The 15,363-nt window shown below is 69.3% G+C and carries 12 protein-coding genes; 10 read left to right on the top strand and 2 right to left on the bottom strand.

Annotated elements, in window-relative coordinates; all coding sequences use genetic code 11:
• Positions 1–148 precede the first annotated feature (148 nt).
• The 4 genes from ACFYPJ_RS34315 to ACFYPJ_RS34330 all read left to right on the top strand — a co-directional run bounded on the left by ACFYPJ_RS34315 (position 149) and on the right by ACFYPJ_RS34330 (position 6,483).
• Positions 149–2,416, top strand: coding sequence for an ATP-binding cassette domain-containing protein (locus ACFYPJ_RS34315; protein WP_389025510.1), 2,268 nt, complete (start codon positions 149–151; stop codon positions 2,414–2,416).
• A 162-nt stretch (positions 2,417–2,578) separates the two neighbouring features.
• Positions 2,579–3,466: a FadR/GntR family transcriptional regulator gene (locus ACFYPJ_RS34320; protein ID WP_389025511.1), complete on the top strand. Its 888-nt coding sequence runs from the start codon at positions 2,579–2,581 to the stop codon at positions 3,464–3,466.
• A gap of 459 nt (positions 3,467–3,925) precedes the next feature.
• A complete protein-coding gene (locus ACFYPJ_RS34325) occupies positions 3,926–5,467 on the top strand; it encodes an RNA polymerase sigma factor (RefSeq protein ID WP_389025512.1) in 1,542 nt (513 codons plus the stop codon).
• A gap of 152 nt (positions 5,468–5,619) precedes the next feature.
• Positions 5,620–6,483, top strand: coding sequence for a S1 family serine peptidase (locus tag ACFYPJ_RS34330; protein WP_389025513.1), 864 nt, complete (start codon positions 5,620–5,622; stop codon positions 6,481–6,483).
• A 110-nt stretch (positions 6,484–6,593) separates the two neighbouring features.
• Here the strand turns inward: ACFYPJ_RS34330 and ACFYPJ_RS34335 are convergent, their stop codons facing one another.
• Positions 6,594–6,824 carry a hypothetical protein gene (locus tag ACFYPJ_RS34335; RefSeq protein WP_389025514.1) on the bottom strand — a complete coding sequence of 77 codons (231 nt, stop codon included), beginning with the start codon at positions 6,822–6,824 and terminating at the stop codon, positions 6,594–6,596.
• 442 nt (positions 6,825–7,266) lie between these two features.
• Here ACFYPJ_RS34335 and ACFYPJ_RS34340 point away from each other — a divergent pair, with 442 nt between their 5' ends.
• The 6 genes from ACFYPJ_RS34340 to ACFYPJ_RS34365 all read left to right on the top strand — a co-directional run bounded on the left by ACFYPJ_RS34340 (position 7,267) and on the right by ACFYPJ_RS34365 (position 14,358).
• On the top strand, positions 7,267–9,390 hold the full coding sequence (locus ACFYPJ_RS34340) for a type IIA DNA topoisomerase subunit B (RefSeq protein ID WP_389025515.1): 2,124 nt from the start codon (positions 7,267–7,269) through the stop codon (positions 9,388–9,390).
• Between the two features lie 417 nt (positions 9,391–9,807).
• Positions 9,808–10,332, top strand: a complete 525-nt coding sequence (locus ACFYPJ_RS34345; protein ID WP_389025516.1) for a DUF1453 domain-containing protein — start codon at positions 9,808–9,810, stop codon at positions 10,330–10,332.
• Entirely contained in the window at positions 10,329–11,480 is a 1,152-nt protein-coding gene (locus tag ACFYPJ_RS34350; RefSeq protein ID WP_389025517.1) for a sensor histidine kinase, read from the top strand. Before ACFYPJ_RS34345 ends, ACFYPJ_RS34350 begins: the two co-directional genes overlap by 4 nt.
• Positions 11,477–12,157, top strand: coding sequence for a response regulator (locus ACFYPJ_RS34355; protein ID WP_389025518.1), 681 nt, complete (start codon positions 11,477–11,479; stop codon positions 12,155–12,157). The genes ACFYPJ_RS34350 and ACFYPJ_RS34355 overlap by 4 nt, the downstream gene beginning before the upstream one ends.
• A 69-nt stretch (positions 12,158–12,226) precedes the next feature.
• Positions 12,227–12,763 (top strand): DUF485 domain-containing protein, encoded by a 537-nt coding sequence (locus ACFYPJ_RS34360; protein WP_389025519.1) that lies wholly within the window; start codon positions 12,227–12,229, stop codon positions 12,761–12,763.
• On the top strand, positions 12,760–14,358 hold the full coding sequence (locus ACFYPJ_RS34365; RefSeq protein WP_389025520.1) for a cation acetate symporter: 1,599 nt from the start codon (positions 12,760–12,762) through the stop codon (positions 14,356–14,358). The genes ACFYPJ_RS34360 and ACFYPJ_RS34365 overlap by 4 nt, the downstream gene beginning before the upstream one ends.
• A gap of 57 nt (positions 14,359–14,415) precedes the next feature.
• Here the strand turns inward: ACFYPJ_RS34365 and ACFYPJ_RS34370 are convergent, their stop codons facing one another.
• Positions 14,416–15,108, bottom strand: coding sequence for a response regulator (locus tag ACFYPJ_RS34370; RefSeq protein ID WP_389025521.1), 693 nt, complete (start codon positions 15,106–15,108; stop codon positions 14,416–14,418).
• Positions 15,109–15,363 lie beyond the last annotated feature (255 nt).

Genomic DNA, 15,363 nt, shown 5'->3' on the forward strand with positions numbered 1-15,363 from the left:
GTCCGCGGCGCGCGGCCTGTCACCCGGTCCGGACCGGGAACCGTCACCGCGCGCAAGCCCAGCATGGTGCCCGACAAGAAATAGGCCCACTGAGGGGCAGACAGGGTGATACCCGGAAAACCGGACTCGGCGCGCTATCTTGCTGCAGGTGATCCAGGCCTTCGGACTGACCAGCAACCCCCGCAAGGCGCACCCGCCCGCCGTCGACGACGTCTCCTTCGAGGCGCACGCGGGCCATGTCACGGCACTTCTGGGTGCGCCGCGGGCGGGCAAGACATCGGCACTCAGACTCATGCTCGAACTGCAACACGGCCGTGGGATCACCCACTTCAGAGGGCGTCCGTTGCACCAGATCTCCCACCCGTCACACGAGGTGGGCGTTCTCCTCGGTGACGTACCCGGGCATCCGGCGCGCTCGGTCCGTGGGCATCTGCGCATGCTCTGCGCGGCCGCAGGAGTCCCGGCCCGACGCGCCGACGAGGTTCTCGAAGTCGTCGGCCTGGTCGGTCTGCGGGAAGAACGTCTGGGCACGCTTTCGCGTGGGATGGACCGCAGACTGGGTCTGGCCTGCGCCTTGCTGCCGGACCCGCACACCCTGGTACTGGACGCACCCACGGACGGGCTGTCGGCTCGCGAAGCCCGTTGGCTGCACGACATGCTCCGGGCGCACGCGGCCCAGGGCGGCACGGTGCTGTTCAGTACCGCCGAGCCCAAGGAAGCGGCGCGGCACGCGGACCGGGTCGTCACTGTGGACCACGGCAGGCTCGTCGCCGACCAGGAGGTCGCGGAGTTCGCCCGCACGCGGCTGCGTCCCCGGGTCGCGGTCCGCACCCCGCACGCCGCCCGCCTGGCGGCTCTGCTCGTCAAGGAGGCCCGCACCGACCGGCGCTCCGTCGAGGTCGTTCGCGAGGAAGGCAATCGCCTCTCCGTGTACGGCAGCTCCACCGCCGACATCGGTGACGCCGCCTTCCGCCACGGCATCCTCGTCCATCAACTCGCGGACGAGGTGGGCGACATGGGGCCGGGTGCCGGAACACGGACGGCGGACGGAGAACGCCCAGCCGTCATGACCGAGAACCTGGGTGCACCGCAGCCCGTGGCTGAGCGGCCTGGCGGGCCGCGGTCCGAGAACGAGCCGCAGGGAGACGAACAGGGGCAAGGACCGGCGGACCCGGCCCAGGAGGGCGTCCGGCTGCGACCGGGCCGCGGCGAGCCCGCCCTGCGTCCGCGGGCTGTCCATGAAGCGCCTGCGGCGACGGAGCCACGCAACGCCGGCGAACCGCTTTCCGCGGGCACGCCATCGGTCGTGATGTCCCCGAACCTACCGGGCTTCCCCCTTGCTGCGGACGCGCCGATCAACGCCGACGGTCACCTGGACTCCGGCAGTCGCCCGCTGAGCGGGGTGAAGCCGGTCGTACCCACGTCCGAGGTGCCAGGGCTCCCCGGGACCGGGCCCACACCCCCGGTCGCCGCGCAGGCCCCCGCCGCGCCGCACGCCGCGCCCCTCCACGCCGCCGACTCCGCGACGCCGGACCTGCCCGGTCTGCCCGGCGCACGCTCCCACGCGGTTTCCTCGCCCTCGCCGGACAGGTCGCCCACCGCCGACGCCCTGTCCGCCCTCCCACCCCCGATCTCCGTCCGCCCCGCCCCCAGTCCCCTCCGCCCCCTCCGCTACGAGTTGCGCCGTGCCACCGGGATCGGCACGGGCTTCCTCACCTGTGGTGCCGTGCTCGCGCTCTCCGCGCTCATGGCTGTCCTGCTCGCCCGTATCGGCCACACCCCGCAGGCACGGCTGTTCGCGGCATGGCCGCGGGAGGTGCCGCTGCCGCCCGCGGCGCTCGGCGCGGGACTTCTCGGCGCGCTGGCCTTCGGGGACGAGTTCCGCCACCCCGCCCTGGCGGCGGACCGCGGTTCCGTGCCCCGCCGGCTGGGGCTGCTCACCGCGAAACTGCTCGTCTCCGGGGCCACGGCGCTGGCACTGGGCTTCCTCACCGTGGGCTGCGACGCCGAAGTGCTCTATGTCGTCTACGGACGGGAGCTGGCGGAAGTTCCCGCCGACTGGCTCTCGCTGGGTGCGAGTTGGTTCGGACTCGTGGTCGGGTGCGCCTGGGCCGGAGTGCTGGCGGCGGGCATCTTCCGGTCCACCACGGCAGGTCTCGCAGCGGTGCTCGCCGTACCGGTCGTGGTCGTCCCCCTCGTGCAGAAGGTGCTGGCAGGCCCCGCCGTGCGGACCGCGGCGGACTTTCCGGTCCGGATGCGGGAGGTTCTGCTGCTCCAGTGGCCCTTCGGGGGCGCGCGCTACCTGGCCGCGGCGGCCCGGGTGCTCGTCCAACCTGTGGGCGGTGCACTGACGTTGTCCCTGACCGCACTGCTCTGTGCGTATCTGCTCGCGACACTGCGCAGCAGGGTCAGATGAGGACCGTCCGCGCGGTTCCGATCCCAGCGTGTGCACAACTCCCCGGAGCACGCCCATTTCTTTCCGATAAGGCGTCAATTGCGACGGGGTGAGCGATCACCCTTTCGTGTGCTTTTCACCAAAGACCTCAAGGGAGTTGGAGACAGCGCCGACAAAGGATCCGTGAGTACCCTTGCGCACACCATGATGACCGCCGCCCGCTCCACCGACTCAGGTCTGGTCGGCCCGGGCGAACTCGACCGCTACCCCTACGCCGAGGGCCCTGCCGCTGACCGGGTCGGAACATCGGCCTGGGACGGCACGGACCCCGAACTCGGCCGGGTGGGACGACGTACTGCGGGCAGCCGCGGACGCGGCCTGCACGGCCAACTCGTCCAGCAGTTGGGACAGATGATCGTCTCCGGCGACCTGGGAGCGGACCGCCCGCTCGTGCCCGAGGAGATCGGCCAGCGCTTCGAGGTGTCCCGTACCGTCGTCCGTGAATCCCTCCGCGTCCTGGAGGCCAAGGGCCTGGTCAGCGCCCGCCCGAACGTCGGAACCCGGGTTCGCCCCGTCAGCGACTGGAACCTCCTTGACCCGGACATCATCGAATGGCGCGCATTCGGGCCGCAGCGCGACGACCAGCGCCGCGAGCTGAGTGAACTGCGCTGGACGATCGAACCGCTCGCCGCGCGCCTTGCCGCGGGTCACGGGCGCGAGGACGTCCAGCAGCGCCTTTCCGACATGGTCGAGATCATGAGCCATGCCATGGGGCAGGGTGACGCGCTCACCTTCTCCCGTGCCGACGTCGAGTTCCACACGCTGCTCATCCAGATCGCCGGCAACCGCATGCTGGAGCACCTGTCGGGCATCGTGTCGGCCGCGCTCCAGGTCTCCGGCGGCCCGGTCACCGGCTGTGACCGGCCCAACGATGCCGCCATCGCCCAGCACGCGCGTATCGTCGACGCGCTCGGCACCGGCGACGGCGCCGCAGCCGAGGCAGCGATGCGTCAACTGCTGACCGTCCACCCCGAGGTGGAGCGTGTGGTGCCCGCGCCGCGCGAGCACTGACCGTGGACCGCGGGCGCCGCGGTGGGAGTGCACCGCCCCTGGCGGCGGCGCCAGGTCAGGGAACCGTTCTGCCGCCGGACCTCACCGGGTCCCTCCCTTGCCCGGAGGGGTCCGGCGGGGTCCGGCGGTACTCCGGTGAGATTCGGCCGTACGGCGGCACGGCCCGCCGGACGGAGCGGACCGGGCCGACGTCGTCGCCGACCACCTCTGCCCGTGTCTGACCGTTTTTCAGTGCTTACGGGGTGTGACTCGGGCCACGAAGATTGGGCGTAACGCTCGGGGGATCAGTGCGATGACCTAAGAGGTGACAGTCGCGGAGGGAACACGGACGCCATGAAAGGCGCTGTGCACCTTCCCGGCATCCGCCCGTGCCGTCGGCCCATCCCCAGGCCGGTGGTCGGTTCCTGTCCGTCATGGACGGGGCCGGAAGCCGTTTTCCAACGTTCCGAGAGGTTGTTCGTGTCGGCCAGCACATCCCGTACGCTCCCGCCGGAGATCGCCGAATCCATCTCTGTCATGGCGCTCATCGAGCGGGGAAAGGCTGAGGGGCAGATCGCCGGCGACGATGTGCGTCGGGCCTTCGAAGCTGACCAGATTCCGGCCACTCAGTGGAAGAACGTACTGCGCAGCCTCAACCAGATCCTCGAGGAAGAGGGTGTGACGCTGATGGTCAGTGCCGCGGAGCCCAAGCGCACCCGAAAGAGCGTCGCAGCGAAGAGTCCGGCCAAGCGCACCGCCACCAAGACGGTCGCGGCGAAGACGGTGACCACCAGGAAGGCCACCGCCGCCACGGCTGCCCCGGTCGTGCCGGCCGAGCCCCTCGCTGTCGAGCCTGGCGGGGAAGTCGCGCCTGCCAAGAAGGCCGCAGCCAAGAAGGCGACCGCCAAGAAGACGGTCGCGAAGAAGGCCGTGGCCAAGAAGACGGCGGCCAAGAAAACCACGGCCAAGAAGGACGACGCCGAGCTGCTCGAAGAAGAGGTGCTCGAAGAGGCCAAGGGCACGGAGGAGCCGGAAGGCACCGAGAACGCGGGCTTCGTACTGTCCGACGAGGACGAGGACGACGCGCCCGCGCAGCAGGTCGCCGCCGCCGGTGCCACTGCCGACCCGGTCAAGGACTACCTGAAGCAGATCGGCAAGGTCCCCCTGCTCAACGCCGAGCAGGAAGTCGAACTGGCCAAGCGCATCGAGGCGGGCCTGTTCGCCGAGGACAAGCTGGCCAACGCCGACAAACTCGCCCCCAAGCTCAAGCGCGAGCTGGAGATCATCGCCGAGGACGGCCGCCGCGCCAAGAACCACCTCCTGGAGGCCAACCTCCGTCTGGTGGTCTCCCTGGCCAAGCGCTACACCGGTCGCGGCATGCTGTTCCTGGACCTCATCCAGGAGGGCAACCTCGGCCTGATCCGTGCGGTCGAGAAGTTCGACTACACCAAGGGTTACAAGTTCTCCACGTACGCCACTTGGTGGATCCGCCAGGCCATCACCCGCGCCATGGCCGACCAGGCTCGCACCATCCGTATCCCGGTGCACATGGTCGAGGTCATCAACAAGCTCGCGCGCGTGCAGCGCCAGATGCTCCAGGACCTGGGCCGCGAGCCCACCCCGGAGGAGCTGGCCAAGGAACTCGACATGACCCCCGAGAAGGTCATCGAGGTACAGAAGTACGGCCGTGAGCCCATCTCGCTGCACACCCCGCTGGGCGAGGACGGCGACAGCGAGTTCGGTGACCTCATCGAGGACTCCGAGGCCGTCGTCCCGGCGGACGCGGTCAGCTTCACGCTCCTGCAGGAGCAGCTGCACTCCGTTCTCGACACCCTGTCCGAGCGTGAGGCGGGCGTCGTCTCGATGCGCTTCGGTCTCACCGACGGGCAGCCGAAGACCCTCGACGAGATCGGCAAGGTGTACGGCGTGACGCGCGAGCGCATCCGCCAGATCGAGTCCAAGACGATGTCGAAGCTGCGTCACCCCTCGCGTTCGCAGGTGCTGCGCGACTACCTCGACTAGTCTCCGACTGCCCGCCCCGGCCGCATCGGCTGGTCACGAACGACGGCGGCGAAGGCCCGGTCTCCCCATGGAGAGCCGGGCTTTCGTGCTGCGGGTCGTCGCGCTCTGCATGACTCTGGGTGTCCCAAAGGCACTCAGAGTGAGGAGCGTGCATGCCTCGTCCCATCGCGCGAGCATTGATCCGGCCGCTGGTCCTGGCGGCCGCCGCGACCGCCATACCGCTGGCCGGCGCCGCCCCTGTGGCCGCCGACGGCGTTGTCGTCGGTGGTTTCCCCGTAGACGTCTCACAGAGTCCCTGGACGGTCGCGCTGGCCAGCCGTGACCGGTTCGGGGGTACTAGGGCCGGACAGTTCTGCGGAGGCGTGGTGATCAGCAGGACCACCGTGCTGACGGCGGCCCACTGCATGACCGAGGAGGTTCTCGGGACGCTGCCGGGCCAGGCGCACGACCTCAAGGTCATCGCGGGTCGTACGGACCTGCTGTCGAGCAAGGGGGAGGAGGTCGGCGTACGCGAGATCCGGATCAACCCGGACTACGACGCAGACAACAACATCGGTGACTTCGCCGTGCTCACCCTCGCCGCCCCACTGCCGCAGAGCGACGTCATCGACATGGCGTCGGCGGGGGACCGGGCCTACGCACCGGGCACGAGCGCCACTGTGTACGGGTGGGGTGACCTGACCGGCGCCGGGGACTATCCGCGCCAGTTGCACGGCGCACACGTGCGCGTGCTGCCCGACGCCCAGTGCGCGCAGGCGTACCCAGGGGGTATCGACGGAACGTATCGCGCCGACACCATGCTGTGCGCGGGAGAGGCCCGGGGCGGCCCGGACGCCTGCCAGGGCGACAGCGGAGGGCCGCTGGTCGCCTCAGGGCGGCTCATCGGACTCGTGTCGTGGGGGAGCGGCTGTGGACGGGCGGGGAGCCCTGGTGTGTACACCCGCGTCTCCGGGGCCCTCAGAACGCTGGACGCGGGCACCGCGAATGCCGCACGAAGGCCGCACACGGGCGCCTGACGGCCTCGCACCGGCTGCCGGGGGTGCGCGGAGGCACGACGACGGGCGGCCGCTCCTGACGGAGCGACCGCCCGTTCACCGGCTTGTGCTCGTCGTGGCTGCGCGAGGTGTCAGCGCTCTTCTTCGGAGGCGGATGCCGGAACGGACGTCAGCCGCTCCGTCTCGTCCTGTATCTCAGCGGCGATCTTCTTGAGTTCTGGCTCGAACTTGCGGCCGTGGTGGCCGCAGAAGAGCAGTTCGCCGCCGCTCAGCAGGACGACGCGCAGGTATGCCTGGGCGCCGCAGCGGTCGCAGCGATCGGCGGCCGTCAATGGGCTCGCGGGGGTCAGAACAGTAGTCACGTCGCCTCTTCTCTAGCTCGACGAGCTGTCGTACCAGGGTCAACATCCAACCAGCCCGAAAACGTTCCCGCTCGTGGCTTCTCCTCGAAAAAAATCTTTCCGGGGTGGCTGTCTGCTGCCGGTTGGCGGCGAATGTGCCGTATTGCGTGTCTATGTGTCTTACGGGTTCGCGCTTTTTATCGGGTTTCGGTCCCCCCGGCTGGCTTGCCGGTTGTGCAAGAGGACGTGCCCGGAGCCTAAATGGTTCATGCCTCGAAGGGAACGTGATATGTACTTCACTCCATGGAGGGATCGAACACCCATGCGACCCTCGACTAGTCTGAGCTGAGACGAGGGTGGCGTTACAACGGCTCTACCTGGCCTCGGTACCCTCTTGGCGGCGACCGAAGCCGCGCCCTTACCCAGAAGGGCCACACCTGAAATTCAGCGAGGAGCGAACCGCGTGACCGCCGATACGTCCGTGCCGTCCACTGCGCTGCTGGCAGGAGCAGACCTGGATGGTTCCAACTACACCGCGCGGCACCTGCTCGTCCTCGAAGGTCTTGAGGCCGTGCGCAAGCGTCCGGGCATGTACATCGGTTCGACCGACAGCCGCGGTCTGATGCACTGCCTGTGGGAGATCATCGACAACGCCGTGGACGAGGCCCTCGGCGGCTACTGCGACGACATCGAGGTGATCCTCCACGACGACGGCTCCGTGGAGGTGCGGGACAACGGCCGCGGTATCCCCGTGGACGTCGAGCCCAAGACCGGCCTGTCCGGCGTCGAGGTCGTCATGACCAAACTGCACGCCGGCGGCAAGTTCGGCGGCGGCTCGTACGCGGCCTCGGGCGGTCTGCACGGCGTCGGGGCCTCCGTGGTCAACGCGCTCTCCGCTCGCCTCGACGTCGAGGTGGACCGTGGCGGCCACACCCACGCCATCAGCTTCCGGCGCGGTGTCCCGGGCGCCTTCGCGGCGGGCGGCCCCAGTGCCGAGTTCGAGGCCAAGAGCGGCCTGCGCAAGACCAAGAGGATCCCCAAAACCCGCAACGGCACGCGCGTGCGGTACTGGGCCGACCGCCAGATCTTCCTCAAGGACGCCAAGCTCGCCCTGGAGACGCTGCACCAGCGGGCCCGCCAGACCGCGTTCCTCGTGCCGGGCCTGACCATCGTCGTACGCGACGAATTCGGTCTCGGCGACGGCGGCAGCAAGGGTGAGGAGTCCTTCCGCTTCGACGGCGGCATCAGCGAGTTCTGCGAGTACCTGGCCACCGACAGGCCGGTCTGCGACGTCCTCCGTTTTTCGGGCCAGGGCACCTTCAAGGAGACCGTTCCGGTTCTCGACGAGCATGGCCAGATGACGCCCACGGAGGTCACCCGAGAACTGGGTGTGGACGTCGCGATGCGCTGGGGTACCGGCTACGACACGACCCTGAAATCCTTCGTCAACATCATCGCCACTCCCAAGGGCGGTACCCACGTCGCCGGCTTCGAGCAGGCCGTCACCAAGACGATGAACGAGGTGCTGCGGGCCAAGAAACTGCTGCGCGTCGCCGAGGACGACATCGTCAAGGACGATGCGCTGGAAGGGCTCACCGCCGTCGTCACCGTGCGTTTGGCCGAGCCCCAGTTCGAGGGCCAGACCAAGGAGGTTCTCGGCACGTCCGCGGCCCGCCGCATCGTGAACAACGTGGTCTCCAAGGAGCTCAGGGCGTTTCTGACCTCCACGAAGCGGGACGCCGCGGCACAGGCGCGGGTGGTCCTGGAGAAGGCGGTCGCCGCGGCCCGCACGCGCATCGCCGCCCGCCAGCACAAGGACGCGCAGCGCCGGAAGACGGCCCTGGAGTCCTCGTCCCTGCCCGCCAAGCTCGCCGACTGCCGCAGTGACGACATCGAGCGCAGCGAGCTGTTCATCGTCGAGGGAGACTCCGCGCTCGGCACCGCGAAGCTCGCCCGGAACTCCGAGTTCCAGGCCCTGCTGCCGATCCGCGGAAAGATCCTCAACGTCCAGAAGTCGTCCGTGACCGACATGCTGAAGAACGCCGAGTGCGGCGCGATCATCCAGGTCATAGGAGCGGGCTCGGGGCGGACGTTCGACCTCGACACGGCGCGGTACGGCAAGATCATCATGATGACCGACGCCGACGTCGACGGCTCCCACATCCGCTGCCTGCTGCTCACGCTGTTCCAGCGCTATATGCGGCCCATGGTCGAGGCCGGCCGGGTGTTCGCAGCGGTGCCGCCGCTGCACCGCATCGAGCTCATCCAGCCGAAGAAGGGCCAGGACAAGTACGTCTACACCTATTCGGACCGTGAGCTGCGCGACAAGCTCATGGAGTTCCAGACCAAGGGTGTCCGATACAAGGACTCCATCCAGCGCTACAAGGGTCTCGGCGAGATGGACGCCGACCAGCTCGCAGAGACGACGATGGACCCGCGCCATCGCACCCTGCGCCGGATCAACCTGTCCGACCTCGACTCCGCCGAGCAGGTCTTCGATCTGCTGATGGGCAACGACGTCGCTCCCCGCAAGGAATTCATCTCCAGCTCGGCGGCGACGCTGGACCGCTCGCGGATCGACGCGTAGGCCGACCGGCTTCGACGCCGGCCGGACCGGCTGCGGCCTCAGGGGCGCAGCCGGTCCGCCATGGTGTACGGGCCACGGAAGCGGGAGACCGGACCTGGCACCCGGTGCCCCCACCCGAACGCGTGTCACCCATGCGTGCTCACGCCCAGCGCTCACCTGCGCCAGGCGTGACGATCACAGCGGTCCAGCCGGCCTGTTCCTGGACATGCCAGCGGCGAGATCTTGCCCCGGCCTCCCTATCCCCGGGCCAGCCAGGAGGCGTGTCCTGGGTCTCCACCTGCGGGTGGAGAACGGACGACCTGCGGATCCACCCGTGATCCACCCGGGCTCCGATTCGCTGACCAGCGCATTTCCGTAGCGTCGTAGGCGTCGGCGGCACCCGCTGCCGACGTCCCCCTTCCGCTCACGGAGGCTTTGATGTCCGGGCTCGTCAACGCGCTGGCGATCGTGGCTGTCGTCGTGCTGGTGATCGCACGGCAGTTCCGTGCCCGCCGGATCAGCACCGACCGGCGCTGGTGGATCGTGCCCCTGGTCATGGTGTTCATCGCGCTGCGTGAGCCCGGCATGATCGACGCACACCATCGCGTCGAGTCCGTCGCGCTGCTCGCGGCCGAGCTGCTGATAGGGCTGGCGATGGGCGCAGGCTGGGCCTGGACCACACGGGTGTGGACGGAGCCGGACGGCACCATCTGGAACAAGAGCACCAAGGCGAGCGCGGCCGTCTGGGGCGCCGGTATCGCACTGCGCGTCGGCCTCTTCGCGTTCGGCGCGGCCTTGGGCGTTCATCAGGACAGCTCCGCCCTGCTCCTCGCGCTCGCAGGTACCCTCGTGGTCCGGTCGGGCGTTCTGATCCGGCGTGCACAGTCCCTCACCACGGAAGGCAGCCGCGGCACGGCGTACGGTGACGCCAAGCGCCGGTCGGCGTGGAAGGAGGGCGTGTGACAGAGAACACCTGGACACGCTGGCCCTCCCGCGAGGCGCTGGGCCGCGAGGGGGTCGCCCGGCCGCGGCGCCTGCTCGCCTGGTCCGTGCGGATGCTGGTGCTCGGCGTACTGGTCTGGGGCGCCTTCGATGCCAACCACGTAGGCGTCTGGGGCAAAGTTGCGACCGTCGGTGGGATCCTCGTGACCGCAGCCCTGTCCTGGGGCTTCTACCGCACGACCTACCGTCACCGGCTGTGGCCCTCTGTCGTGCTGATCGTTCTGCTTCTGTGCATGGCCGGGCTCGCCGGGGCGACCGGATTCCGGGGCCCGGCGCTGGTCGTGTGGTGCGCCTGTGCCATCGGGGCACTGGAGCGGCTCCCACTCGGAGCCGCGCTGCCGGTCACCACGGTCGCCCTCACGTCCTTCGCCGTGATCAACACCGACGTCTGGCTGACCACGGCGGCCGTCGTGGTGGGCATGGCCCTCGCCGGGTACGTCATGCGCCTGGATGCCGAGGCGCGGGGCAGCGCACAGCGCCTGCTCGCACAGGAGCGGGCCGCCCGGGCTGCCGAGGCGGAGTCCGCGGCACTGGCGGAGCGGGCCAGGATCGCCCGGGAGATCCACGACGTCCTCGCGCACAGCCTCTCGGCCCAGCTCGTGCACCTGGAGGCGGCCCGGCTGCTGATCGAGCGGGACGCGGACCGCCAGCAGATCCTCGAACGAGTGGTGGCGGCGCGCGGCATGGCCCGGGACGGCCTCGCCGAGACACGGCAGGCGCTCTCCGCGCTGCGCGGTGAGATGACTCCGCTGGAGGACTTCCTGAGCGATCTGGCCGGCGCCGGCGATGGTGCCGAGGTCACTGTCACGGGTGAGCGCAGACCGCTCCCCGCCGAGGCGGCGCAGGCGGTGCGCCGGGTCGCGCAGGAGGCGTTGACGAACGTCCGCAAGCACGCCTACGGAGCCAAGGTCCATGTCCTGCTGGATTACGCCGAGCACGAGGTGAGGCTGGACGTCAGGGACTCGGGCGGCCGACCGGGTGATCTCACGAAGGCCGGCGGCGGGTACGGTCTGCTGGGGATGCGGGAGCGCGCCGAACTGCTGGGCGGCTCGTTGGAAGCCGGGCCGGACGAGGAGGGGTTCGCGGTGACGTTGAAGGTGCCCGTATGACCGAGCAGACGGGGAAGAAGCCGGCCCGGGTGGTCGTGGCCGACGACCAGACCGTCGTCCGCGAAGGCATTGTGATGCTGCTCGGGCTGCTGCCGGGCATCGAGGTCGTCGGCGCGGTGGGTGACGGGGAGGAAGCCGTCAAGGCGGTTGCGGAACTGGCCCCGGACGTGGTGCTGATGGATCTGCGGATGCCCCGGTGCGACGGGGTGGAGGCCACCCGGCGTATCCGGGCGGAGTATCCGGGAACCCAGGTCGTGGTGCTCACCACTTTCGGGGACGACGAGTCGTTGTTCCCCGCGCTACGGGCGGGTGCGCGGGGCTATCTCACCAAGGACGCGGGCGGCGACGAGATCGTACGCGCCGTGGAGAGCGTGCTGTCCGGCGATGCGGGCTTGTCGCCCAGTGTCCAACGGCGGTTGCTGGAGCGGCTGTCGGAGCCGGAGCCGCGGCCGGTAGGGGTGGCGGCGCCGGACGGGCTGACCTCGCGGGAGATCGAGGTGCTGGTGCTGATCGCGGAGGGGCTGAGCAACCAGGAGATCGCTCGCAGACTGCATGTCTCCACCGCGACGGTGAAGACCCACATCAACAATCTCTTCGCCAAGACAGGTGTCAAGGACCGTGCTCAGGCCGTGCGTTACGCGTTCGGGAAGGGGCTGGTGCAGCCCTCAGCGGACTGAGTCACCTGATGGGGTGAAGAGGGGAGGGAAGAAGAGTCAGGGATCTTTCTGCTCTGTCCATCCTTGGGCATGCAGCCAAGCAATGGTCGTCCCGGCGGGGACAGGGGTGGTCCGGGAAGTTCGGCCGAGAACCGGGAAGCGGAGCACACGGCGTCCCGCGAGGATCCCTGGTACGACGCGATGGCCGCCGGCTGGGGAGAGTCCGACGGTACGGGCGTGACCGCCTCCTTTGCGCCCGGCATGCGTGAGGGGGAGGACGAAGCGGCCGTTCGCGCTCGTGACGTCTATCTTGAGGTGCAGCGCAGTGCGGCGTTCCAGGAGGTGCGCAGCAGGTACCGGAGGTTCGTGGTGCCGGGGGCCGTTGCCTTCTTCGCCTGGTACGTGGGCTATGTGGTCACCGCGACGACGGCCCCGAGTTTCATGGCCCGGCCCGTGGCCGGTGCGTTGAACGTGGCGATGCTGGCCGGGCTGGGGCAGTTCCTGACCACCTTCCTGCTCACCTGGGCCTATGCACGGCATGCACGGCTGCGCAGGGACCGGCCCGCGCTCGAACTGCGCTGGAACACACAGGAGATGGCACGAGGAGTGCGGGGTGGTCAGTCGTGACGGGCCAGCATCAGTCTCTGGCGCTCCTGCTGTTCAGCGGGTTCGTGGCCGTCACCCTGGGGATCACGACCTGGGTGAGCCGCAGGCGGCAGGGTTCCGCGGAGGAGTTCTACGCGGGCGGGCGGCTTTTCTCCCCGATGGAGAATGGTTTTGCCATCGCCGGTGACTACATGTCGGCGGCGTCGTTCCTAGGCATCTCCGGGCTCATCGCGCTGTTCGGCTACGACGGGCTCCTGTACGCGGTGGGCTTTCTCGTCGCGTGGCTGCTGGTGCTGTTCCTGGTGGCCGAACTGGTCCGCAACTGCGGGCGGTTCACACTGGCCGACGTGGTGGCGGCGCGGATGAGCGAGCGGCCGGTGCGGATCGCCGCGGGAACCGCCTCGGTCACCGTCTCCGTTCTCTATCTGGTGGCGCAGATGGTGGGGGCGGGCAGTCTGGTGGCGTTGCTGCTCGGGCGGACGGGCGCGGCGGCGCAGATGTGGACGGTGATCGGCGTCGGCGCGCTCATGGTGGTCTATGTGTCGTTGGGCGGGATGCGCGCCACGACCTGGATCCAGATCGTGAAAGCGGTCCTGCTGCTTGGCGGGACCATCGCGCTCACCGTGCTCGTGCTGCTGCGCTTTCACGGTGATCTCGACCGGCTGCTGCTCACGGCCGCGGAGCGCAGCGGTCAAGGAGAAGCGTTTCTGGCGCCGGGGCTGAAGTACGGCGGGGACTGGACTGCCCGGTTCGACTTCATCAGCCTGGGCCTCGCACTGGTGCTGGGCACGGGCGGGCTGCCGCACATCCTGTCCCGTTTCTACACGGTGCCGACCGCGCGGGCGGCCCGCCGTTCGGTGGTGTGGTCGATCGGGTTGATCGGTGGCTTCTATCTGATGACGTTCGTCCTCGGGTTCGGGGCTGCCGCGATCGTCGGGCCGCAGGCTGTGCGTGACTCGAACGCGGCAGGGAACACGGCGGTTCCGCTGCTCGCTCTCGACCTGGGCGGCGGTGCGGACTCCACGGGTGGGACGGTGCTGTTCGCGATCGTGGCGGCCGTCGCCTTCGCCACGATCCTCGCGGTGGTCGCCGGGATCACGCTGGCGTCCTCCGCGTCCGTGGCCCACGACCTCTATGCCTCGCTACGGCGAGGACGGGAGCGGGGGAAGGCGCGCAGTGAGGTGGCCGTCGCGCGGGTGGCGGCGATCGGCATCGGGGTGGTCGCCATCGGGCTCGGCCTACTGGCCCGCGACCTCAATGTGGCCTTCCTGGTGGGTCTCGCCTTTGCCGTGGCTGCCTCCGCCAATCTGCCGGTGCTGCTGTATTCGCTGTTCTGGCGCGGTTTCACGACGCGTGGCGCGGTCTGGGCCGTGTACGGCGGGCTGGTACCGGCGCTGGTGCTGGTCGTGCTGTCCCCGGTGGTGTCGGGCAGTCCAGGGTCGCTGTTCCCGGGCATCGATTTCCAGTACTTCTCGCTGGAGAACCCCGGCATCGTCTCCATCCCGCTGGGCTTCCTCGCGGGCTGGCTCGGCACTGTCACCTCGGACGAAGTCCCGGACGAGGCCAAGTACGCGGAGACCGAGGTGCGGTCGCTGACCGGCGCGGGAGCGGCATAGGGACGGGACCTCACGTCCCCGCGGCGAGCCGTTACGACAGGACGCAGCGGGGTGCCGTCAGGGCGCCACCCAGGCGTAGCGGTGCTCGGGCCGTCCCGTGTCGCCGTACTTCAGGGAGAGACGGAGTCGGCCGGCCTGTTCCAGGTGGCGCAGATAGCGCTGGGCCGTGGAACGGCTCAGGCCGGTTTCGGCGGCGACCTCGTGCGCGGACAGCGGATGGTCGGCGCGATGCAGTACCCCGCAGATGAGGTCCGTGGTGGGCTCCGAGTGGCCGCTCGGCAGGCCGGGCGAACTCGGTGAGGGCGCGGTGCGCAGCGCGCCGAAGATCCGGTCCACCTGCTCCTGGCCCGTCAGACCCCGTCCGCCGACCCGGTCGACCGTGCGGCGCAGGGCGGCGTACGAGTCCAGCCGGGTCCGCAGCGCGCTGAACGTGAACGGCTTGACCAGATAGTGCAGGGCGCCCAGACGCATCGCCTTCTGCACGGTCGTCACGTCACTGGCCGCGGTGATCATGATGACGTCGGTGCCATGGCCCTCCTCCCGCATCCGGTGAACCAGTTCTAGCCCCGTCCGGTCGGGCAGGTAGTGGTCGAGCAGGACCAGGTCGATGGCTCCGCGTTCCACGGAGGCCAGGGCCTGGGCGGCACTGTGCGCGCGGGCGGCCACCCGGAAACCGGGAACCTTTCCCACGTACTTGGCGTTGATCTCGGCGACGCGGAAGTCGTCGTCCACCACCAGGACGTCGATCATGGGGCCTCATTTCCTCAAGGCCAGGCGAGCGTTGAGCCCGTGTTTCGGCTCCGCAGTTGTAGCGCGAGCAAAACGAGCACAACAGGCTGTTGCGAGCAAAAGAACGGATTGCGCTCAGAAGACTGCTGTTGTGGCGGGGGCCACACCTACGGTCCCGGGTCATGTTGCGTCCTGAAAGCTGGTCCAGGCTCGCGGGTGGGAGTCCCGTCCGGGTAGACACCGGAGTGCCCGGTAGCAGGTCCCGGTTCGTCGTGG

Origin of the sequence: Streptomyces sp. NPDC006012 (assembly GCF_042871185.1) — a bacterium.
Classification (GTDB): Bacteria; Actinomycetota; Actinomycetes; order Streptomycetales; family Streptomycetaceae; genus Streptomyces.

Excerpts from the sequence above, each read along its gene's own strand:
- ACFYPJ_RS34360 (WP_389025519.1), top strand. The coding sequence starts at position 12,227 with ATGCAGCCAAGCAATGGTCGTCCCGGCGGGGACAGGGGTGGTCCGGGA.
- ACFYPJ_RS34355 (WP_389025518.1), top strand. The coding sequence starts at position 11,477 with ATGACCGAGCAGACGGGGAAGAAGCCGGCCCGGGTGGTCGTGGCCGAC.
- ACFYPJ_RS34345 (WP_389025516.1), top strand. The coding sequence starts at position 9,808 with ATGTCCGGGCTCGTCAACGCGCTGGCGATCGTGGCTGTCGTCGTGCTG.
- ACFYPJ_RS34370 (WP_389025521.1), bottom strand. The coding sequence starts at position 15,108 with ATGATCGACGTCCTGGTGGTGGACGACGACTTCCGCGTCGCCGAGATC.
- ACFYPJ_RS34330 (WP_389025513.1), top strand. The coding sequence starts at position 5,620 with ATGCCTCGTCCCATCGCGCGAGCATTGATCCGGCCGCTGGTCCTGGCG.